This window comes from Leifsonia sp. NPDC014704 (genome assembly GCF_043083605.1).
In the GTDB taxonomy this organism is placed as follows: Bacteria; Actinomycetota; Actinomycetes; order Actinomycetales; family Microbacteriaceae; genus Leifsonia.
Map to the genome: position 1 here is coordinate 2,152,032 of NZ_JBIBYW010000001.1, position 18,817 is coordinate 2,170,848.

An 18,817-nucleotide genomic window follows, 5' to 3' on the forward strand; every position below is an offset into this window, starting at 1 on the left:
GCGGTCGCACCGATCGGGAGGGACCGCGGCGGGCCGCCACAATCGGGGAGTCGAAAGGACCCCCATGTCGAACATCCTGATGGTCGTGACCGCGGCCGACTCCCTGACCCTCGCGGACGGCTCCGCGCATGCCACCGGTTTCTGGGCCGAAGAGCTCGTCGTCGCACACCGCGACCTGACGGCTGCGGGGCACACGATCACCATCGCGACGCCCGGCGGCCGCATCCCGACCGTCGACCCCGGTTCGCTCACGGTCGAGATCGTCGGCGACGAGGCGAAGGTCGACGACTTCCGCGCCTACCTCTCCCGGATCGCCGACGACCTGGCGCATCCTCTCGCGCTCGACTCGGCGGTCGCCGCCGACTACGACGCGGTCGTGCTGCCGGGCGGCCACGGCCCGATGGCCGACTTGGCGTTCGATGCCGCGCTCGGCTCCCTGCTGACCGAGGCGGACGCGCGCGGGACGGTGATCGCGCCCTTCTGCCACGGACCCGCCGGCCTGCTCAGCGCCGTCGACGCCTCCGGCGCGTTCACCTTCGCCGGCCGTCGGCTGACGGTCTTCACGGACGAGGAGGAGCGCACCGGCGGTCTGGGCGAGAATACGCCCTGGTTCGTCGCGTCGACCCTGCGCGAGCGCGGTGTGCTCGTCGAGGACGGCGACGCGTGGACCTCGCACGTCGTGCGGGACGGCAATCTGATCAGCGGCCAGAACCCGCAGTCGAGCGAGGCGGTCGCGAAGGCGCTGGTGGAGGCGCTCGCCTCCTGACACGCGCATACGGACACGCGCATCCTGACGGCGCGGTACCGCGGGTGCAGCGCATCCGCGGTAGCGTTGCTCCGCACCCCCGCCGATCAGGAGCCTGCCGCATGACCTTCGTCGCCGATCCCGCCCGCTACGACTCGATGCCCTACCGGCGTGCCGGCCGCAGCGGGCTGCTGCTGCCCCCGCTGTCGCTGGGGCTCTGGCAGAACTTCGGGAGCACCCGATCCTTCGAGACGCAGCGCGCGATCGTGCTCCGGGCCTTCGATGCCGGGATCACGCACTTCGACCTGGCGAACAACTACGGCCCTCCCCCCGGCGCCGCCGAGGAGGTGTTCGGCCGCATCCTCGCCACCGATCTGAAGGCCCACCGGGACGAGATCGTCGTCTCCACCAAAGCCGGTTACCTGATGTGGCCCGGCCCGTACGGCGACCACGGATCGCGCAAGTACCTCCTGTCTTCCCTCGACCAGAGCCTCGCGCGCCTCGGCCTCGACTATGTGGACGTCTTCTACCACCACCGGCCCGACCTCGAGACGCCGCTCGAGGAGTCGATGGGCGCCCTCACCACTGCCGTCGAGCGGGGCAAAGCGCTCTACCCCGCGATCTCGAACTACGGCGCAGAACGCACCACGGATGCGGCCGCCCTGCTGGCCGGCTCCGGCACGCCGCTGCTGCTGCACCAGCCGCGCTACTCCCTCTTCGACCGCTCGCCCGAAGACGGCGTGCTGCATGCGGTGGAGCAGGCGGGCGCCGCGGCCATCGTGTTCTCGCCGCTCGCCCAGGGCTTGCTGACCGACCGCTACCTGGGCGGAGTGCCGGAGGGATCGCGCGCGGTCACCAGTGCGTTCCTCCACGAGTCCGACCTCACCGAGGACGTGCTCACCCGGGTGCGGGCCCTCAACGACATCGCCGCCGGGCGCGGCCAGACGCTCGCCCAGCTCGCGCTGCAGTGGGTGCTCCGCAACCCGGTCGTCGTCTCGGCGATCATCGGTGCGAGCAGCGTCCAGCAGCTGGAGCAGAACCTCGGCGCGCTCGACGGGCCGGAGTTGACCGAGGACGTGCTCGCCGCGATCGACGCGGCGCTGGGCTGAGGAAGCGGCGGCCGAGCAACCGGTCTGACCTGAGCGAGAAGGCGCCGAGCGCAACAGACTAGTCGGCTGGGAGATCCGAGAGCATGGCAGAAAACCACTCGGTTGTCATCGAGATTTCTTCATCATCGCCGTTCGGCTCAAGTACGCAGAGCCAGGCCCTCACGAGTCGACCCTCGCGGGTTGTCACATCCGTGCCGGGAGGATACTTCTTGAGAAACGACCAGGCGAGCTCCTTGGCCGCCATCAGCTGAGCGGGGTCGCCACCTGGCCCATACCAGTATCGGTGGGCCACCTCCCGGACGGGGACGACTTCTGCGGGTACCGGAAGCTGTTCGAGTCGGGCAGTGAGCACCCGCATCAACCCGATCCACAGGGACGAATGGTGTCGTGACGCAATGGTGTGCGCTTCCGCGACCAAGTCCTCGGGTTCCACTTCGCCCACTGTCCTACTCAAGCGGATTCGGCACCCGTCGTAGCCGCATTCCGGTCGTGAGCCCGTCTTCGGGAATGGAGGGATCAGCCCACTGGGCGCCCGCGTTCAGCCACCGTGCCCGAAAGCGCAGCACGCCCTCCGCCGTCGCGTCTTGGTAGCCATACTCCACGCCACAGCACGGACAGGATTCCCACAACGGATCCACGCCGCTGTCGCCCCAGGGAGGTTCTGGGGGTTCGTATCCACAGACTCGACAATAAGCATTCTCGTTCTCTTCGCCCGGCTGCCACGAGCCGAGGAGCGAGCGAAGGGCGAAGCCGAGCGTGCGGGCCTGAACGCGCATCTCGCCCCAGTCGCCCTCGAGGTCATAATGCTCACCCGAGCGTGTCAGGGAATCGATATTGCCATAGTCGATTTCACCCGCTGCATCCACGGCTGGAGGTCTCATCGCACTCCATTCGACGCCGCTGACATCCCCGAAGGTGAGGGTGGCTGGTCGATAGCAGTGCGCCTCCCCCGGCTCCGGTGGGCGGTATTCGGGGTGGTGGCGCAGAAGAACTGCCTCCAGCTGGAACTCAACCCGTTCTGGCGTGACTTCGATGGAAAGCACCCAGCTGTCTTCGAGGTAGATCGCCTCCAGTCCAGGAAGCCTGCTGTACGGTTCGTTGTTCATGGCAAATCCCATTCGATCGGCACGTGGTTTCCGGCTTGCGATGGACAAACACCCTCCGAAACCTATGCGATGTCCCCACGCGGCCACTCCTCTTTGCCCGGCTGCCACGATTCGAGGAGCGAGCGAAGGCTGTCGGCTGCGCGTGACGCATTTCTTCTCACGTGGCGCCATTCCGGCGCCACGACGAGTGAATACGCGGTCCAGAGCCCTCGCTTGCCTGGAGAGCTCATCCGATTCAGGAGATCGTCTATCTCGTGCAACTGAGCCGCCAAGGAATCCGGGTAGAGGGGGAAGTTCGCGGTGGCTGGAGCAAAGGCTGCATCGAAGTCCAGGGCGAGCTCGTCGACCGAGACGTCGCCGAGTTGCTTGAGCCGACGACGTTGCTGACGCGCCGATCCGGACAGATGCTCCAGCTCCTCGAGAAGCCGCCGCCCGCGACGCAATTGGTGTTCCATCGAATCGTCCCCCCGCATCACCATTCTGACCTACGGCGCGCCTGCTATCGCCGGCTGCTCGCTCGCGCGGGCTGCACTCTCAGCGGGAAAGCCAGCAAGCTGACGGCAGTGAGCAGCACGGCCGACTATTTACTCACGCCTCGGCGGGCACCGGCGCCTCGTCGGGAGCAGCAGCGTCCGCGAAGGTCGGCGCCGGCGGCGTCGACTCGCGCTGGATGACGCGGAACGGCACCGCGATCTCCTCCGGCTCCAGGGTGTCCGCGTCCTCCTCGATCCGCCGGATGAGCAGGTCGACAGCGCGGCGCGCGATGTCGTCGCGTCCGGGGTCGATGGTGGAGAGGGTCGGCATCGAGTAGTGCGTCTCGTCGATGTCGTCGAAGCCGATCAGGGCGACGTCCTCCGGCACGCGATAGCCCGCCTCCTGCAGCACGCGGAGGGCACCGAGCGCGAGGGTGTCGTTGAAGGCGACCACGGCGTCGAATTCCAGGCCCGTCTCCAGGAAGGCGCGCATGGCGCGCGCGCCGTCGGCACGGTGCCAGGTGCCGGCGGGCACGACGAAGCGCTCGTCGTACGCGACGCCCGCGGCCTCCAACGCCTCGCGGTAGCCCGCGAGCCGCAGCCCGGCGGAGCCGATCACCTCGCCGGGGTGCGCACCGAGCGCGAGCACCCGGCGGCGGCCGCCGGCCAGGACGAGCTCGGTGGCGGCGCGGGAGCCCTCGACGTTCTGCATCGTCACGTGGTCTTTGGGACCGTTGAAGATCCGTTCGCCCAGGAGCACCATGGGCGTGCTGACTTCGGCGATGGCCTCCCGGTCCGACTCGTCCAGACCGAGCACGCTGTAGAGGATGCCGTCGACCATGCGGCCGCTGCGGTTGCGCAGCACGGACAGCTCGCTGGCGCGGTCATTGCCGAACTGCTCGATCAGCACCGACAGCCCGCGCTCGCGTGCCGCCCGCATCACCGAGTCCGCGAGCTCGGCGAAGTACGCGTTCCGCAGCTCCGGGATGATGAGGCTGATGACGTTGGTGCGACCGGACCGCAGACTGCGTGCCGACAGGTTGGGCGTGTAGTCGAGCTCCGCGATGGCCGCGAGGACGCGCTGGCGCGTGCTGTCCCGCACGTACGGATAGTCGTTGATCACGTTCGAGACCGTCTTGATCGACACCCCGGCGAGCCGGCTCACGTCGTGCAGCGTCGCTGCCATTCGTCCTCCTGGTGGGCTATCGTCCCACTCTACAACGTTGGATATCCGGAGGGCGATGGCCTCGGCGGCCTCGGTTCGAGGGCCTAGCCCGAGTACACGGTCCGTCCGGCGACGAAGGTCTGGACGACCCGGGCGCTCAGCAGCGACGAGGGGTCCTCCGCGAACACATCCGCGTCGAGCACGATGACGTCCGCTGCGTGGCCCGGCGCGATCCGCCCGCGCCAGGAGCCGTCTCCGACGGAGGCGGCGGCATCCCGCGTGGCGTGCGCGATGGCTCGCCCGAGAGGCAGGGCGTACTGCGGCTGCACCGCGGTCACCGAGGGCACCAGGGCGGACGCGCGCGTCGCGGCGACGTACATGTTGGCCAGCGCGTCATGAGGGGCCGTCGGCGAGTCCGTCGAGAACGCGAGAAGCGCTCCGGCATCTTCGTATTCCGGCCACGGGAAGGCGCGTTCGACCCGGTCGTCGCCGAGCATCTGCATCCAGTTGTCGAAAATCGCCGGGTCGGCATGGACCGGCTGCATCGACGCCGTGACGCCGAGGCGCGCCATCCGCTCGGCCGTCCCAGGTGCGGCGTACTCGAGGTGCTCGATGCGGTGACGCCGCGGCAGCTCGCCGTTCTCGGCGACGGCGCGCTCCAACGCGTCCAGGGCGATCTGGCTCGCGTAGTCGCCGATCGCGTGCTGCGCGATCTGCAGACCGGCAGCATCGGCGGCGACCACGACGGGCGTCAGTCGCTCCAGCGGCCAGATCGGATCGGCGTTCGAGCCGTTCGCGTACGGCTGGCGCATCGCCGCGGTGCAGGCGTCGATCACGCCGTCCAGGATGAGCTTGATCCCGATCACACGCAGCCAGGGAGTGGATGGTTCGGCAGCCAGGCGCGCGGCCTCCTCCACCTGAGCGAGGTTCTGCTCGCCGTCGCCCGTGTTCGTCACCAGCCAATGCGCGGAGATGCGGATCGGCAGCTCCCCTCCGCGGCGGTCCTGCGCACGCCGGAGGGCCTCCAGCCCGTAGGCGTCCATCGCCATGTCGACGGCGCCGGTCACCCCGGCGGCGGCGTAGGCGGCGAGGGTCCGCTCCACCTGGGCGTCCCGGTCGGCGTCGGTGGCCGCGGCGTCCCGCTGCGCCCAGGCGTACTGGGTCGCGGCGGTCTCGAGCAGCAGCCCGGTCGGCTCGCCGTCGGCGTCGCGCACGATTTCGCCGCCGATCGGATCGGGCGACTCGCGTGTGATGCCGAGTTCGGCCAGCGCCGCCGTGTTGAGCCAGCAGGAGTGGTAGTCGTTGGCATCCAGGTAGACCGGGATGTCGGACACCGCCTCGTCGATCATGGCGGCGGTGGGAGCTCCGCCGGGCACCGCGTCGAACAGCCAGCCGCGTCCGCGGAGCACCGTCGCGCCGGGGTCAGCCGCCCGCGCCTCGCGCAGCAGCGATTGGATGCCGTCGAGGTCGCGGGCCCCGGTCAGGTACACCTGGGCGAGGGCGGCGCCCATCATCAGCAGGTGGGTGTGCGCATCCGTGAACCCGGGCAGGACGAGCCGGCCGCCGAGGTCGACGACACGGTCGGCCGGCGGGGTGGCGTCGCCATCATTCCCGACCCAGGCGATCCGGTCGCCGGTGACGGTGAAGGCGTCCGCCCAAGCGGCGCGCGGGTCCGCGTCCGCGGTGAAGACGCGGGCGTTGCGGTACAGGATGGTCTCGGCGGGGCCGGTCACAGCCGTCCCTCCTTCCCGAGCCGGGTGCGGCTCAACAGGGCGTACACGGTGGCGGCGACGATCATTCCGAGCGGCACCGAGAGGTCGATGGAGCCGATCGACGCGGCGATCGGGCCGGTCCACACGTCGGTGGACAGGCAGATGGCGGTGACGAAGCCGCCGAGGACGAGGGCGGCGACACCGGGGATGCTCCACCCGCCCGTGAACCAGAACGGCGCACCGCGGCGGGTGTCGAACAGGTCGACGCTGTCATACACGTAGCGGCGCCGAAGCACGTCGACGACGAAGATCGCCATGGCGGGGCCGGACACGATGACGAGGAACTGCAGCATGAGGTTGGCGGCCTGGAGCAGGCTCGACGAGAGCACCAGGTAGATGGTCAGTGCCGTCCCGACCACGCCGACGATGATGGCGGCCGGGATGCGCTTGAGCCGGAATCCGATGGCCTGCAGGGCCATGCTCGAGGTGTAGGTGGTCATCGCGTTCAGCGCGATCGTGTTGAGGACCACCCCGATGACGAGCACCGGCCCGAGCCACTCCGGCAGCAGGTCGAAGAGGGCGACGTCGATGCCGGCGTCGAACGCGCTCGCCTTCAGCCCGGTGGCGAGCAGCACTCCGACGCTGGTGAACACGATGAACGGCAGCGCGCCGCCCAGCGCGGTCGCGGCAGCGATGTTCGCGGGCCGGGTCGCGCGCGGCAGGTAGCGCGCGATGTCGGGGCTGTTGATGAACGACAGCGGGGTGGACGCGAGGATCGTGAAGCCGATCGAGACGGCCGACCACAGTTCCACTCCCCCGAGCGGCTCGGGCGCGGTGTACTGCCAGTCGACGGTCGGGAGGATGAAGCCCGACACCGCGATGAAGATGACGAACAGCACGATCGCGAGGATCGGGTAGATCCGGAGGATCAGCCCGTGACCGAAGATCGCTACCAGGATGGTCACCGCCGACACCACGATCGTGACGCCGATCGGCACCCACACGGGGTCGTCCAGTCCGACCCGGCGGAGCAGGTCAGCACCCATGAAGGAGGACGCGAGCCAGGTCAGCGAGAGGAACACGGCGCCGATGAACCAGCCGACGAAGGCGACGAAGAGCTTGTTGCCGAGGATGCCGTACATCGCGCGCGTCACGACCGAACCGGACGTTCCGGCGGCCGGCCCGCTCGCCGCGATGAGGCCGGGGAAGACCCAGAGCAGGGACGCGGCGACGATGACCGCGATCGCCTGCCAGATCTCGAGCCCGAGCAGGATGAGGGTCGCGCCGATGGTGAAGTTCAGGATGCTGACGCCGGGGGCGGCCCACACGAAGAAGAGGTCCCGTGCCCGGCCGTGCCGCTCGGCGTCGCCGATGACCTCGATGCCGCGCGTCTCGGGTTGCGTGGAGGCGTCGACGAACTGCTCCTCGCGGGCTTGCGTTCCGGACATGGGTGCCTCTTTCCTGACCGAGCATCGTTGCTGTTGGTCATGTGCCCAATAAGCTGTTGGTCAGTCATTCAATAGCATGGGACCCATGGAGTCAAGCGCATCCCCTCCCCGCTCCCGGAAAGCGCCGGAGGAGCGTCGGGAGGAGATCCTGTCCGAGGCGGCATCCATCGCCCTCGACGAGGGACTGGAGCGCATCACCCTGCGTGCCGTCGCCACCCGCCTCGGCGTCCGTCCCGGCCTCATCTCCCACTACTTCCCGGCGGCGGAGGACCTCGTCGACGAGGCGTTCGTGCGGGCGGCGACGATCGAACGCGAGCGGTTCTTCCCCGACGCCGGATCGCCGCTGGAACGGCTGGCGCACTTCGTCCACCACATCGAGACGGGCGCCTCCCTGCCCCTCGCCCGCCTGTGGCTCAACGCCCGCCACCTGTCGCGCTTCGTCCCGAGCCTCGAGACCACCCTGCAACAGCAGGACGCGCTCGACCGCGCCCGCCTGCGCGCGATCATCGAGGACGGCATCGCGTCCGGCGACTTCGCCGCCGTCGACCCGGAAGCGGCGAGCATCCGCATCCTCATCGCGGTCGACGGCGGCGGCTCGTACGTGAACAGCACCGACGACCTCACCCACCCGGCGCACGTGCACTTCGTCGCCGACGTGACCGAGTGGACGCTCGGCCTCGCCCCGGGAACGCTCGGAGCCGTCACGAAGAGCTGACTCACTCCCCTCGGATGAGCGCCACCCCCTGCGGCTCCAGTCGCAGACCGGCCGCCGACCCTCCCGTGAGGATGTCCGTGCCGGGCAGGTCGAGCGCCACCGGCTCCTGACCGTGATTGATCGCGGCGAGGAACGCCCCGCGGCGGACGAGCTCCACGCCGGGGATGCGCGGGAGCCGCTCCACCCCGGCCTCGGTGAGCATCGACTCGAGCAGCAGTCCGAGCGGTTCGGCGTCGAGCCGGGTGGCGACGTACCAGGCCTGCCCGGAACCGCGGGCGTGGCGGGTCAGCGCCGGATGGCCGTCCAGCGCTCCGCCGTCGAAGACCGCCTCCACATCGGCCGATTCGACGCGCACGTACTCCGACCAGAGCGACGCAGAAGCCCGGCCGCCGATGCGGTCGCCCCGGACACCGACGGCGGGCGGCTCGCCACCGCCCAGCGCGGCGAGGTCCGGCGCGGCGGGCGGGGCGAACTCCTCCACCCAGAGCCCGAGCGTCTCGCGCAGCGCTCCGAGGTATCCGCCGGTGCGCACGTGGAGGTCGGGGTCGAGGATGCCGGTGAGGTAACCGACGACGAGGGATCCGCCGCCCGCCGCGTACGCGTCGAGCGTCTCCAGCTGGGCGTCGCTCGCGACGAACAGCGACGGGACGACGACCATCCGATATCCGGACAGGTCACCCGCGGCCTGGACGAAGTCCACCGTCACGCCCGCCGTCGACAGGGCGATGTGCCAGCCCAGGACGTCGGCGAGGTACGAGATCGCGGTCGGCGACGCCTTCTGCTCGATCGCCCACCAGGAGTCCCAGTCGAAGACGATCGCGACCGGGGCGGGGACGGGTCGCCCGAGCAGGCCGTCGACCGACGACAGTGTCGCCAGTTCGGCACCGAGCTGCTCGACCTCGCGGAAGACGCGGGTGTCCGTGCCGCCGTGGGGCAGCATCCCGGCGTGGAACTTCTCCGCGCCCGCGACCGCCTGCCGCCACTGGAAGAACAGGATGCCGTCGGCCCCGCGCGCGATGCTCTGGTACGACCAGGCGCGCATCTGCCCGGGCAGCTTCGCGGCGTTCCGCTCGCGCCAGTTCACCGCGCCCGGCGACTGCTCCATCAGCAGCCAGGGCGCGCCACCGCCGAGGGAGCGCATCAGGTCGCGCTGCATCGCGCCGTAGGCCGGGGCGAGCGGATCGGCGGGGTCGGGGTACGAGTCGTCGGAGACGATGTCGACCTCCCGCGCCCACGTCCAGTAATCGGCTGGCTTGAAGAAGCCCATGAAGTTGGTCGTGATCGGCACGTCCGACCGGGCGCGGATGATGGCCGCCTCGGCCCGGAAGCAGGCCAGCAGCTCGTCCGAGCTGAAACGGTCGAAGTCGAGCACCTGGGTCGGGTTCTTGAAGGTCGGTGCGGCGCGCGGCGGGAGGATCTCGTCGAAGCCGGCGTAGTGCTGCGACCAGAAGGCCGTTCCCCACGCGTCGTTGAGCGCCTCGATCGTGCCGTACTTCTCCTCCAGCCAGACCCGGAACGCCGCGGCCGACGCGTCGCAGTAGCAGTGACTGACGTGGCAGCCGTACTCGTTGTTGACGTGCCACAGCGAGAGCGCGGGATGGTCGGCGTAGCGTTCGACGATCCGCTCCACCAGCCGCGCGGCGTAGCGGCGGTACACCGGCGAGCTCGGGCAGTACGCCTGCCTGCTCCCCGACGAGAGCGTGACGCCGTCGACGGTCACCGGCAGCATCTCGGGATGCTTCAGCGCCAACCACGGCGGAGGCGACGCCGTGGCCGTGGCCAGGTCGACACGCACTCCGCCCGCGTGCAGCAGGTCGAGCACCTCATCCAGCCAGGCGAAGTCGAACTCGCCGTCCCTCGGTTCGATGCGCGCCCACGAGAAGATGCCGACCGACGCGAGGTTCACGCCCGCCCGGTTCATCAGGCGCACGTCCTCGCGCCACACCTCCTCCGGCCACTGCTCGGGGTTGTAATCGCCGCCGTACCAGAATCCACTCACTCTTTGACACTCCCGCTCGCTAGTCCGGTCGTCCAGTATCGCTGCAGGAACAGGAACGCGATGACCAGAGGGATGATCGACACGAGCGAACCCGTGATGACGACGGAGAACAGCGCCTGCGATCCCCCGCCCGCCGCGCTCGTCGCCTGCTGCTGGGCGAGCCCCACCGTCAACGGGTAGAGCTCGGAGCTGTTCAGCATGATCAGCGGCAGGAAGTAGTTGTTCCAGGTGCCGACCAGCGCGAACAGGAACACCGTGACGATGCCCGGTCCGAGGAGGCGGAGACCGACCTGCCAGAAGATGCGGAACTCGCCCGCGCCATCCACCCGGCCGGCCTCGATCATGGAGTCGGGGATGGCGTCCGCCGCGTACACCCGCATGAGGAACACGCCGAACGGGCTGACCAGCGACGGCACGATGACCGCGGCCGGGGTGTTCGTGATGCCGATCTGGCTGAACATCAGGTAGGTCGGGAGGGCCAGAGCGGTCAGCGGGATCATGATCGCGCCGAGCACAACGCTGAACATCAGCACGGATCCTGGGAAACGGTACTTCGCGAAGGCGTACCCGGCCATCGTCGCGAGCAGCGAGGCGCCGACCGCGCTCACCAGCGCGTAGACGAGCGTGTTGATCGCCCAGTGCAGGTAGATGCCGTTCTGCGCCGTGAACACCGCGCCGATATTGGTGAACAGCTCGAAGGTGCGCCCGAAGGCGAAGCCGAACGTGGTGAACAGGTCGGCGTTGCTCTTCGTCGATGCAATGAACAACCAGACGATCGGGAGCACGAAGTACAAAGCGCAGATCCAGAGCATCACGGTGAGCAGGGTGCTGCGCTGCGTCTCCCGGTTGTAGGCCCGTGCGCCGCGGCGCGCGGTCCGGCGACGCGGCGACGCATCGTCGACGGTGGGCAGCGGGCTGCCGGTGGCGGTCTCAGTCATTGCGGGCCTCCTTCCGCTGCGTCGAGAGCTGGACGACGTACGACACGACCGCGATCACCAGACCGAGCAGGAAGGCGATGGCGGCGGCGTAGTTGACGTCCTGGTTCGTGAACGCCAGGTTGTACGCGTAGTAGTTGGGCGTGTAGCCGTTGTCGATGACATTCGGCGCGAGCGCGTGCAGCAGGCTCGGCTCGTTGAACAGCTGGAACGTTCCGATGATCGAGAAGATCACCGTCAGGATGATCGCGGGCCGGATGCCGGGGATCTTGATGCTCCACGCCACCCGCCACTGGCTGGCGCCGTCGATCTCCGCCGCCTCGAACAGCTCCGTCGGGATCGAGCGGAGCGCCGCGTACATGATGATCATGTTGTAGCCGACGAAGGCCCACGTGACGATGTTCATCATCGAGCCGAGCATGTTCTGATCGCTCAGCAGGTCGGGGGCACCGAGGCCGACCGCACGGAACAGCTGGGCGATCGGGCCGAAGTCGTTGCCGTACAGGTAGCCCCACATCAGCGTCGCGACCACGCCGGGGACGGCGAACGGCAGGAAGATCAGGAGCCGGAGGGCGACCGATCCGCGCACGCGTCCGCTGTCGAGTGCAAGGGCGAAGAATAGCGACAGCGCCAGCATGATCGGCACCTGGATGACGAGGAAGAGCGCCATGCGCCCGACACCCGCGAGGAAGTCCGGGTCGGTGAACGCCCGGACGTAGTTGGCGAAGCCGGCGAAGGTCTGACCGCCGATCAGCTGCGTCGTGAAGAGGCTGAGGTAGCCGGAGTAGAACAGCGGCAGCAGCAGCATGACGATGAAGACGATCATGAAGGGCGCCACGAACAGGTAGGCGGCGATGTTCAGCCGCCGCTGGTTCGCGTTCCTCCGCGGACGCTTCTCCGTGTGCTCGCGCGTGCGCACCCGGCCGGGTGCGACGGACTGGGTCATGGTGAACTCCCTTGTTCGAGCCGAGGGTGCGGGCCGGCGGTGGATGCGCATCCACCGCCGGCCCGGAGCCCTACTTGTTGACGGAGAAGCCCTGCTGGGTCCCGTAGCTGACGAGCGCCTTCTGCCAGGCGTCGAGCCCGGCGGAGAGATCGCCCTTCGCGGCGAGCGCTTTGCCCATCGTCTCGGTGTAGCTCGAGTAGGCGTAGTCCATGTAGGGCAGCCAGTCGAACTTGGTGTCGACGGTGGTGGAGATGTTCGCGAACAGCTTGTTGACCTCCTGGCCGCCGTAGAACTCGGCCTTCTGGTCGACGAACGCCGGATCCTTCAGCGTGGAGTTCAGCGTCGGGAACAGGAACTGCTTGTTGGCGAACATCAGCGTCGACTCCGGGTCGTTGTTGATGAACTTGGCCAGCTCGTACGCCGCGATCGGGTTCTTCGTGGTCTTCAGGACCGCGTCGGAGGATCCGCCCCAGTTGCCCGAGGCCGGCTTCGCTCCCGGCGTCTGCGGCAGCTCGGCGGCACGCCACAACCCGGAGGTCTTGGCCGCCGTCCCCTGGAGGAACACCGGAGCCCACGCCGCGGTCAGCCAGCCGGCGTACTTGCCGTTGGCGAGACCCTGGTACCAGCTGTCGGTGAAGTCGGGATCGGTGGAGACATATCCCTTCTGGATGAGGTCCTGCCAATACGAGGCCACCTTCTTGGCCTCGTCGCTGTTGACGTCGACCGTGACGCCCTTCTTCCCGTCGTAGCCGAACGGCTTCACGCCGGCCTGCCAGAGGAGGCCGAGCATCTGACCGGCCTGGCTGGACGCGAGGTTCGACATGTAGACGCCGGTCTTCTCCTTCACGGCCGCGGCGTCGGTCGCGTACTGCTCCCATGTGGTCGGCGGCGTCGTGACGCCGGCCTTGTCGAGGATGTCCTTGCGGTACAGGTTGCCCATCGGGCCCGAGTCCTGCGGCACGGCGTAGACGCCGTTGTTCTGCTTCACCTGGTTCCACACCCACGGCACGTACTGGTCGCCGAGGTCGTTCGCGCCGTACGGCGCGAGGTTCAGGAGGCTGTCGGTGACGGTGAACGACGAGATGTACTGGAATTCGATCTGCGCGACGTCCGGGGCGCCCTTGCCCGCCTTCAGTGCGGTGCGCAGCTTCTGGTAGTGCGGCGCTCCCTGGCCGACGTTCTCGACCTTGACCTTGATCGCGGGGTACTTCTTCTCGAAGAGCGCGACCTCGTTCTTGATGTCGGGCACCCACGTCCAGAAGGTGAGCGTGGTCGGCGTCTTCATCGCCTTGTCGATGTCGGACTGCGAGACCGGCTTGGTGGTGTCGGCCGTCCCGCCCCCACCCCCGGTGCAGCCGGTCAGCGCGAGGGCGACGGCCAGAAGGCCGGTGCCCAGCGCCACTGCTGTTCTCGGTGCTTTCTTCCTCATGAGCGTTCTCTTTCTCTTGGTGTTCCGGTCACGCCTGTGAACCGGCGACCTCGAACACGGCGACGCCGCGCGGTTCGAGGGTGAAACGGGAGCCGGCGGCGAACCGCTCCCCGGTGTCCAGGTGGATGCTGTCCGCCGGCATGGTGACGACGTGCTCGGCGGCGGACCAGTTGTGCACGAAGGCGATGTCGTGGTCGCCGGCGCGCCCGGTGTTGACGGTGACCGGCGAAGCGGTCTGCCAGCGCGCGGCGGCGGTCTCGGGCACGAGCCAGCGGGCGAGGCTGCGCGCAAGCTCCCGGTTGGGGACCGTTCCGACATAGGTCACGCGGCCCGCGCCGAACGGCGTGGTCGTGATGGCGGCGTCCGCCCCGAGGTCGGTGGGCTCGTACGACACGAGCGTGGTGGCCGCCTCCACGGTGAGCACGTCGACCCAGGCCGTCCCCTGCGCGCCCGGCTCGAGGTCGAACCCCTCATCGGCAGGGGTGACCGCCAGCGGCTCGGTGAGGTTGCTGTACTCGTCGTACCAGACGCCGGCTGCGTCGTGCAGCCGGTCGGGTGCGACGGCCCGCCGGGCGCGGGCGAGCTCGTCGCCGTATCCGGTCCGGATGCCCAGCACGAGGTGGCCGCCCGCTTCGGCATAGGCGCGGAGCGCATCCAGGGTCGCGTCGTCGGCGACGTACTCGGCTGCCGCGACGAGGATCGGATGCTCGGCGACGAGTTCGGCCGCGGACCGCTGCACGAACTGCCGCGTGTGCTGCACCCGCACCTGCGCGCCGACCTCACTGAAGCCGCGGTAGAAGGCGTCGGCGATGCGGCCGTAGGAGGCGCTGTCCGGTCCTCCGTCGTCCGTCGCGAGCGGCGGATACGTCTCGAACGACCACTTGGTGTCGGTGGAGTGCAGCATGAGCACGTCCGCATCCGGGATGAAGCCGTCGAGGGAATCGCCCAGCCGCCCCAGGCTCGCACCCAGGTCTGCCACCTCGCGGTAGATGCGGCCGGGAACCTGGCTGTGCGGGAGGACCCCGCCCCAGTACGTCTCCACCCCGAAGTGCAGGGTGTGCCAGTGCCAGTACTCGATCATCCGGGCGCCGCGGCTGATCAGGGCGTACGCGGCCTGCTTGATCTGACCGGGGAACGGCGGCTGGTTCTGCCACGGTCCGCCGATCGACTGGGCGTTGGTCTCGGTGACGAGGAACCGCTCTTGCGCCGACGAGAAGGCGCGGTCGCCCCACTGGAACAGCGCCCACGGACCCGTGTGCCACCATTCCGCGCGGCGCGGGAGGTCGACGTCGGCCGAGAGGCCGTCCTGCATCAGGTAGTAGGGGTTCCCGGCCGTGATGTCGAGGGAGGCGACGAGCTCGTCGTCGGAGATCTGCGGGCGCGAGTAGGAGATGCAGGTGGTGACGAACTGGTCGTCCCTGGCGTACTCGCGCACGATCGCGGCCTGCCACGCGATGAGGTCGGTGGCCTGCTCGCCCTGGAACCGGCGCCACTCCAGCTGGTACTGCGGCATGAGGTTCCCGCCCGGGCGCCACAGCTCCGACCACTCGGCGATGCGGTGCGACCAGTAGACGAGCCCCCACTCGTCGTTGAGGCGCTCGACGGTGCCGTAGCGCCTTCGGAGCCACGAGACGAACGCCTGGAAGGTCGTCTCGTTGTGCGGGAGGTTGTTGCCCGGCTCGTTGTCGACCTGGTAGCCGATCACGGCCGGGTGGTCGGCGTAGCGGGCGACGACCTTCCGGATGATGCGTTCGGCGTACCAGCGGTAAACGGTCGACGACTGGTCCATCTCCTGGCGGGCTCCCCAGCCGATGGCGTGCCCGTGCCCGTCGATCGCCGCGATCTCCGGGTGCAGGGTCTGCAGCCACGGCGGGATGGCGTAGGTCGGCGTCCCGAGGATGACCGCGATGCCGCGCGCGTGGGCTCCGTCGAGCACCGGCTGCAGCCAGTCGAGGTCGAACTCGCCGTTCCGCGGCTCCCAGGTGGACCACACCGACTCGCCGACCCGGATGACGGTGAACCCCGCCTCCGACATCAGGTCGAGGTCGCGATCGAGCGTCCCCTCCTGCTGGTACTCGGCGTAGTAGGCGGCTCCGAAGAGCACACCGGGGAACGGGGGGTTCTGCGTCATCGTCGACCTTCCGCGTCGTTGCGTGTTGTCGACAACATTGCGTGGCATCCACGCCGATGTTGTCGACAACATTGATGCTGGTGATGCTACACAGACCCGCCGTCAGGACACAACCACCGAGACCGGATGGTTACTTTCCGGTCGTCCGCACCGCCGCCGTCGATCCCCGCTGCACCAGCTCCGGGAGCCGGTAACCCGGCACGTCGGCCTCGTCGCCGCCCTCGATCTTCGCGATCAGCACATTCATCAGGTAGGCGCCCTCCCCCTCGAAGTCGAGGCGGATGGTCGAAAGCGACGGCAGGTGGAAGCGTGACTCGGGGGCGTCGTCCATCCCGATCACGCTCACGTCCTCCGGCACCCGGAGGCCGCGCTCGGCGAGCCCGAAGATCAGTCCGATCGCCATGCTGTCGTTGGCGAGCGCGACCGCGGTCACGCCATCCGGGAGCAGACCAGCCGCGCGGTACCCGGACTCCGCCGACCAGTCGCCTTCGTACTCCCACGCGATGTCGAGCCCGCGTTCGGCCGCGACGGCCAGGAAGCCGCTGCGCCGCTCGCCGGCGGCGATCCACACGCCCGGCCCGTTGACGAAGGCGACGCGGCGATGGCCGAGATCGGCGAGATGCGCCGCCGCGAGGCGACCGGGATGCGCGCGCGGGTTGGCGCCGGAAGAGGAGAGTCCCTCCCCCGAGTCGATCGAGATCGGGACGTCGAGCCCCCGGTTCGCGACGGCCTCCCGCACCACGTCCGTCTGCGCCGTCGCGAAGACCCCGGCGATCTGGTGCTCCATCACCACGTCCAGGGCGGCGTCGACCGAGTGGGCGTCCTCCCCGTCCATGGATGCGATGTCGAGCACGTAGCCGCGGCTCCGCGCCGCGGTCGTCGCCCCAGCGATGATGCGCCCTGGGCCGGACAGCTCCATGCGGTGCGCGAGGATGCCGATCCGGTTGGACTGCCGCGACCGCAGCCAGCGCGCAGCGCCGTTCGGCCGGTAGTTCAGTTCGTCGATCGCGGCCTGGACCTTCTCGCGCGTCGCAGGCCGGATCCCCTCGAAGCCGTTGAGGAACCGGGTGACCGTCTGGTGCGAGACCCCCGCGTGGCGTGCCACATCGTAGATGGTGGCGCGTTTCATGGAATGAAGTGTAGCCACACCGCGCGGGGGCGCCGTCCGGTCAGTACTCGATGCGCCCGGTGCGGTTGTGGAACTCGCCGGTCGGGCCGTCCGGGCCGATGGTCGCCAGCATCACCGTGGCGTCCGTGCCCTCCTGGACGGTCTGGTGCCCGCTGTACCCGTTGAACTCCGTGGCGGTGTAGCCGGGATCGCTCGCGTTGACGCGGAAGCCGGGCAGGCCCTTGGCGTACTGCACGGTCAGGGCGATGACCGCCGCCTTGGACGCCGCGTAGGCGATGCCGAGGACCGGGTGCTCGTCGTGCCCGGGCGTCGACAGCCAGCGCGGCCAGCCCACGCCCGAGGCGACGTTCACAATGACCGGCGCCGCCGAGCGGCGGAGCAGCGGGAGGCAGGCCTGGGTGACCCGGGCGACGCCGACGACGTTCGTGTCGAGCGTCTGCCGCATCGCCTCGATGTCGAGGTCGTCGGCGCCCTGCCGACGGCCGCCCAGCACGCCGGCGTTGTTGACCAGCACATCCAGTTCGGGCAGGGAGGCGATCGCCGCATCCACGCTTCCCTGGTCGGTGACATCGAGGGCGAGGGGGATGGCACCCAGCGCCCGCGCCTCCTCCCCCGTCGCGATGTCGCGCATCCCGGCGTAGACCGTGTGCCCGGCCTCGATGAGTCGGCGGGCGGTCTCGAGTCCGAGGCTGCGGTTGGCTCCTGTGATCAGTGTCGTCGTCATGACCTCGATCCTGCGCGTCGGCCGCCGGGATGCCCAGGCACCGTCCTTCGGGGGTACCGGCAGTACCAGGATCGCGCGCGCGACCGGACGTACGATGAGCCCATGAGCGAGTTCGCGGCGGTGCTGCGGTCGTGGCGCGACCGCGTCGACCCGGCCGAGGTCGGGCTGCCGGCCGGCCCGGGCCGAAGGACCCCGGGGCTGCGCCGGGAGGAGCTCGCCGCCCTCGCCGGGGTGAGCGTCGACTACATCGTGCGCCTGGAGCAGGGCCGCGCGACGAATCCGTCGCCGCAGCTCCTCAGCGCGCTCGCCCGCGCTCTGCGGCTCTCCGCCGAGGAACGCGACCACCTGTTCCGCGTGGCCGGTGCGGCGTCGTCGCCGGCGGGCAGCATCCCGAGGCATCTCACGCCCGGCGTGCAGCGCATCCTCGACCGGATCGGGGATGTGCCCCTCGCGGTGTTCACGGCGTCGTGGGATTTCCTCGTCTGGAACCCGTTGTGGGCGGCGCTGCTCAAGGATCCGTCGGAGGTCACGGGACTCGACCGCAACCTGGTGTGGCGGCACTTCACCCACGGGCATTCCGGCGTCGAGTTCGACGACGTGCACGCGGAGGAGTTCTCCGCCGACCTGGTCGCAGAGCTCCGCCAGGCGCACGGCCGCTACCCGGCCGACCGCGACCTCGACCGTCTGATCGCCCGGCTACGGGCCGCATCCCCGGACTTCGAGCGCCGCTGGGCCACCGCACGCGTGGCCGCGCACCGTTCCAGCCGCAAGACGATGACCGAGACGATCGTCGGGCCGATCACCGTCGACTGCGACGTGCTCACCGTGCCCGACGGAGACCTGCGCATCGTCGTCTACACCGCGGTGCCTGGCAGCGAGGACGCGGCCAAGCTCGACCTGCTGCGCGTCGCCGGCGTGGAGCGGTTCGCCCCCGCTCGCTGACCCCGCGCCCTGACCGGCCCGCTCCCCCACCCCCCGCGCGGCGAAGGCGCAGATTCGGCACGAATGTGCGCTTTGCGGCGCTGAAAGCGCACATTCGGCACGAATCTCG

General features: G+C 69.3%; 17 protein-coding genes. 4 read left to right on the top strand and 13 right to left on the bottom strand.

All coding sequences use genetic code 11. The features are described 5' to 3' along the window. Positions 1-64: 64 nt before the first annotated feature. Both ACF1AJ_RS10390 and ACF1AJ_RS10395 read left to right on the top strand, forming a co-directional pair. On the top strand, positions 65-766 hold the full coding sequence (locus ACF1AJ_RS10390) for a type 1 glutamine amidotransferase domain-containing protein (protein WP_391507238.1): 702 nt from the start codon (positions 65-67) through the stop codon (positions 764-766). 101 nt (positions 767-867) lie between these two features. Beyond that, positions 868-1,854, top strand: coding sequence for an aldo/keto reductase (locus tag ACF1AJ_RS10395; RefSeq protein ID WP_391507239.1), 987 nt, complete (start codon positions 868-870; stop codon positions 1,852-1,854). A gap of 58 nt (positions 1,855-1,912) precedes the next feature. On the opposite strand, the gene ACF1AJ_RS10400 is transcribed toward ACF1AJ_RS10395, so the two are convergent. The 6 genes from ACF1AJ_RS10400 to ACF1AJ_RS10425 form a co-directional block, all read right to left on the bottom strand. Continuing rightward, positions 1,913-2,296, bottom strand: coding sequence for a hypothetical protein (locus tag ACF1AJ_RS10400; RefSeq protein ID WP_391507240.1), 384 nt, complete (start codon positions 2,294-2,296; stop codon positions 1,913-1,915). A gap of 4 nt (positions 2,297-2,300) precedes the next feature. Further along, a complete protein-coding gene (locus ACF1AJ_RS10405) occupies positions 2,301-2,960 on the bottom strand; it encodes a hypothetical protein (RefSeq protein WP_391507241.1) in 660 nt (219 codons plus the stop codon). Positions 2,961-3,022: 62 nt separating this feature from the next. Further along, positions 3,023-3,415, bottom strand: a complete 393-nt coding sequence (locus tag ACF1AJ_RS10410) for a hypothetical protein (RefSeq protein WP_391507242.1) — start codon at positions 3,413-3,415, stop codon at positions 3,023-3,025. A gap of 133 nt (positions 3,416-3,548) precedes the next feature. Further along, positions 3,549-4,619 carry a LacI family DNA-binding transcriptional regulator gene (locus ACF1AJ_RS10415; RefSeq protein WP_391507243.1) on the bottom strand — a complete coding sequence of 357 codons (1,071 nt, stop codon included), beginning with the start codon at positions 4,617-4,619 and terminating at the stop codon, positions 3,549-3,551. A gap of 83 nt (positions 4,620-4,702) precedes the next feature. After that, positions 4,703-6,331 carry an amidohydrolase gene (locus ACF1AJ_RS10420; RefSeq protein WP_391507244.1) on the bottom strand — a complete coding sequence of 543 codons (1,629 nt, stop codon included), beginning with the start codon at positions 6,329-6,331 and terminating at the stop codon, positions 4,703-4,705. Continuing rightward, positions 6,328-7,758 carry a purine-cytosine permease family protein gene (locus ACF1AJ_RS10425; protein WP_391507245.1) on the bottom strand — a complete coding sequence of 477 codons (1,431 nt, stop codon included), beginning with the start codon at positions 7,756-7,758 and terminating at the stop codon, positions 6,328-6,330. The genes ACF1AJ_RS10420 and ACF1AJ_RS10425 overlap by 4 nt, the downstream gene beginning before the upstream one ends. An 85-nt stretch (positions 7,759-7,843) precedes the next feature. Between ACF1AJ_RS10425 and ACF1AJ_RS10430 the strand changes: the two genes are divergently transcribed. Further along, positions 7,844-8,473, top strand: a complete 630-nt coding sequence (locus ACF1AJ_RS10430) for a TetR/AcrR family transcriptional regulator (protein ID WP_391507246.1) — start codon at positions 7,844-7,846, stop codon at positions 8,471-8,473. Position 8,474: 1 nt separating this feature from the next. Here ACF1AJ_RS10430 and ACF1AJ_RS10435 read toward each other — a convergent pair whose 3' ends face one another. From ACF1AJ_RS10435 to ACF1AJ_RS10465, 7 genes are all read right to left on the bottom strand, one after another. Continuing rightward, a complete protein-coding gene (locus tag ACF1AJ_RS10435) occupies positions 8,475-10,472 on the bottom strand; it encodes a beta-galactosidase (RefSeq protein WP_391507247.1) in 1,998 nt (665 codons plus the stop codon). Beyond that, on the bottom strand, positions 10,469-11,410 hold the full coding sequence (locus ACF1AJ_RS10440; protein ID WP_391507248.1) for a carbohydrate ABC transporter permease: 942 nt from the start codon (positions 11,408-11,410) through the stop codon (positions 10,469-10,471). The genes ACF1AJ_RS10435 and ACF1AJ_RS10440 overlap by 4 nt, the downstream gene beginning before the upstream one ends. Next, on the bottom strand, positions 11,403-12,353 hold the full coding sequence (locus tag ACF1AJ_RS10445) for a carbohydrate ABC transporter permease (protein WP_391507249.1): 951 nt from the start codon (positions 12,351-12,353) through the stop codon (positions 11,403-11,405). Before ACF1AJ_RS10445 ends, ACF1AJ_RS10440 begins: the two co-directional genes overlap by 8 nt. A 70-nt stretch (positions 12,354-12,423) precedes the next feature. Then, complete coding sequence (locus tag ACF1AJ_RS10450; protein ID WP_391507250.1) at positions 12,424-13,782, bottom strand: ABC transporter substrate-binding protein; 1,359 nt, start codon at positions 13,780-13,782, stop codon at positions 12,424-12,426. Positions 13,783-13,810: 28 nt separating this feature from the next. Beyond that, the gene (locus tag ACF1AJ_RS10455; RefSeq protein WP_391507251.1) at positions 13,811-15,913 is read right to left on the bottom strand and encodes a beta-galactosidase; all 2,103 of its coding nucleotides are present in this window, start codon (positions 15,911-15,913) and stop codon (positions 13,811-13,813) included. A gap of 130 nt (positions 15,914-16,043) precedes the next feature. Then, positions 16,044-17,042 (bottom strand): LacI family DNA-binding transcriptional regulator, encoded by a 999-nt coding sequence (locus ACF1AJ_RS10460; protein ID WP_391507252.1) that lies wholly within the window; start codon positions 17,040-17,042, stop codon positions 16,044-16,046. 40 nt (positions 17,043-17,082) lie between these two features. Continuing rightward, the gene (locus ACF1AJ_RS10465) at positions 17,083-17,766 is read right to left on the bottom strand and encodes an SDR family NAD(P)-dependent oxidoreductase (protein WP_391507253.1); all 684 of its coding nucleotides are present in this window, start codon (positions 17,764-17,766) and stop codon (positions 17,083-17,085) included. Between the two features lie 102 nt (positions 17,767-17,868). Here ACF1AJ_RS10465 and ACF1AJ_RS10470 point away from each other — a divergent pair, with 102 nt between their 5' ends. Beyond that, a complete protein-coding gene (locus tag ACF1AJ_RS10470) occupies positions 17,869-18,708 on the top strand; it encodes a helix-turn-helix domain-containing protein (RefSeq protein ID WP_391507254.1) in 840 nt (279 codons plus the stop codon). The last annotated feature ends 109 nt before the right edge of the window (positions 18,709-18,817 follow it).

Coding starts and splice junctions, on each gene's coding strand:
- ACF1AJ_RS10460 (WP_391507252.1), bottom strand. CDS start 17,042: ATGAAACGCGCCACCATCTACGATGTGGCACGCCACGCGGGGGTCTCG.
- ACF1AJ_RS10440 (WP_391507248.1), bottom strand. CDS start 11,410: ATGACTGAGACCGCCACCGGCAGCCCGCTGCCCACCGTCGACGATGCG.
- ACF1AJ_RS10445 (WP_391507249.1), bottom strand. CDS start 12,353: ATGACCCAGTCCGTCGCACCCGGCCGGGTGCGCACGCGCGAGCACACG.
- ACF1AJ_RS10410 (WP_391507242.1), bottom strand. CDS start 3,415: ATGGAACACCAATTGCGTCGCGGGCGGCGGCTTCTCGAGGAGCTGGAG.
- ACF1AJ_RS10425 (WP_391507245.1), bottom strand. CDS start 7,758: ATGTCCGGAACGCAAGCCCGCGAGGAGCAGTTCGTCGACGCCTCCACG.
- ACF1AJ_RS10450 (WP_391507250.1), bottom strand. CDS start 13,782: ATGAGGAAGAAAGCACCGAGAACAGCAGTGGCGCTGGGCACCGGCCTT.
- ACF1AJ_RS10415 (WP_391507243.1), bottom strand. CDS start 4,619: ATGGCAGCGACGCTGCACGACGTGAGCCGGCTCGCCGGGGTGTCGATC.
- ACF1AJ_RS10465 (WP_391507253.1), bottom strand. CDS start 17,766: ATGACGACGACACTGATCACAGGAGCCAACCGCAGCCTCGGACTCGAG.
- ACF1AJ_RS10430 (WP_391507246.1), top strand. CDS start 7,844: ATGGAGTCAAGCGCATCCCCTCCCCGCTCCCGGAAAGCGCCGGAGGAG.
- ACF1AJ_RS10455 (WP_391507251.1), bottom strand. CDS start 15,913: ATGACGCAGAACCCCCCGTTCCCCGGTGTGCTCTTCGGAGCCGCCTAC.
- ACF1AJ_RS10470 (WP_391507254.1), top strand. CDS start 17,869: ATGAGCGAGTTCGCGGCGGTGCTGCGGTCGTGGCGCGACCGCGTCGAC.
- ACF1AJ_RS10395 (WP_391507239.1), top strand. CDS start 868: ATGACCTTCGTCGCCGATCCCGCCCGCTACGACTCGATGCCCTACCGG.
- ACF1AJ_RS10405 (WP_391507241.1), bottom strand. CDS start 2,960: ATGAACAACGAACCGTACAGCAGGCTTCCTGGACTGGAGGCGATCTAC.
- ACF1AJ_RS10390 (WP_391507238.1), top strand. CDS start 65: ATGTCGAACATCCTGATGGTCGTGACCGCGGCCGACTCCCTGACCCTC.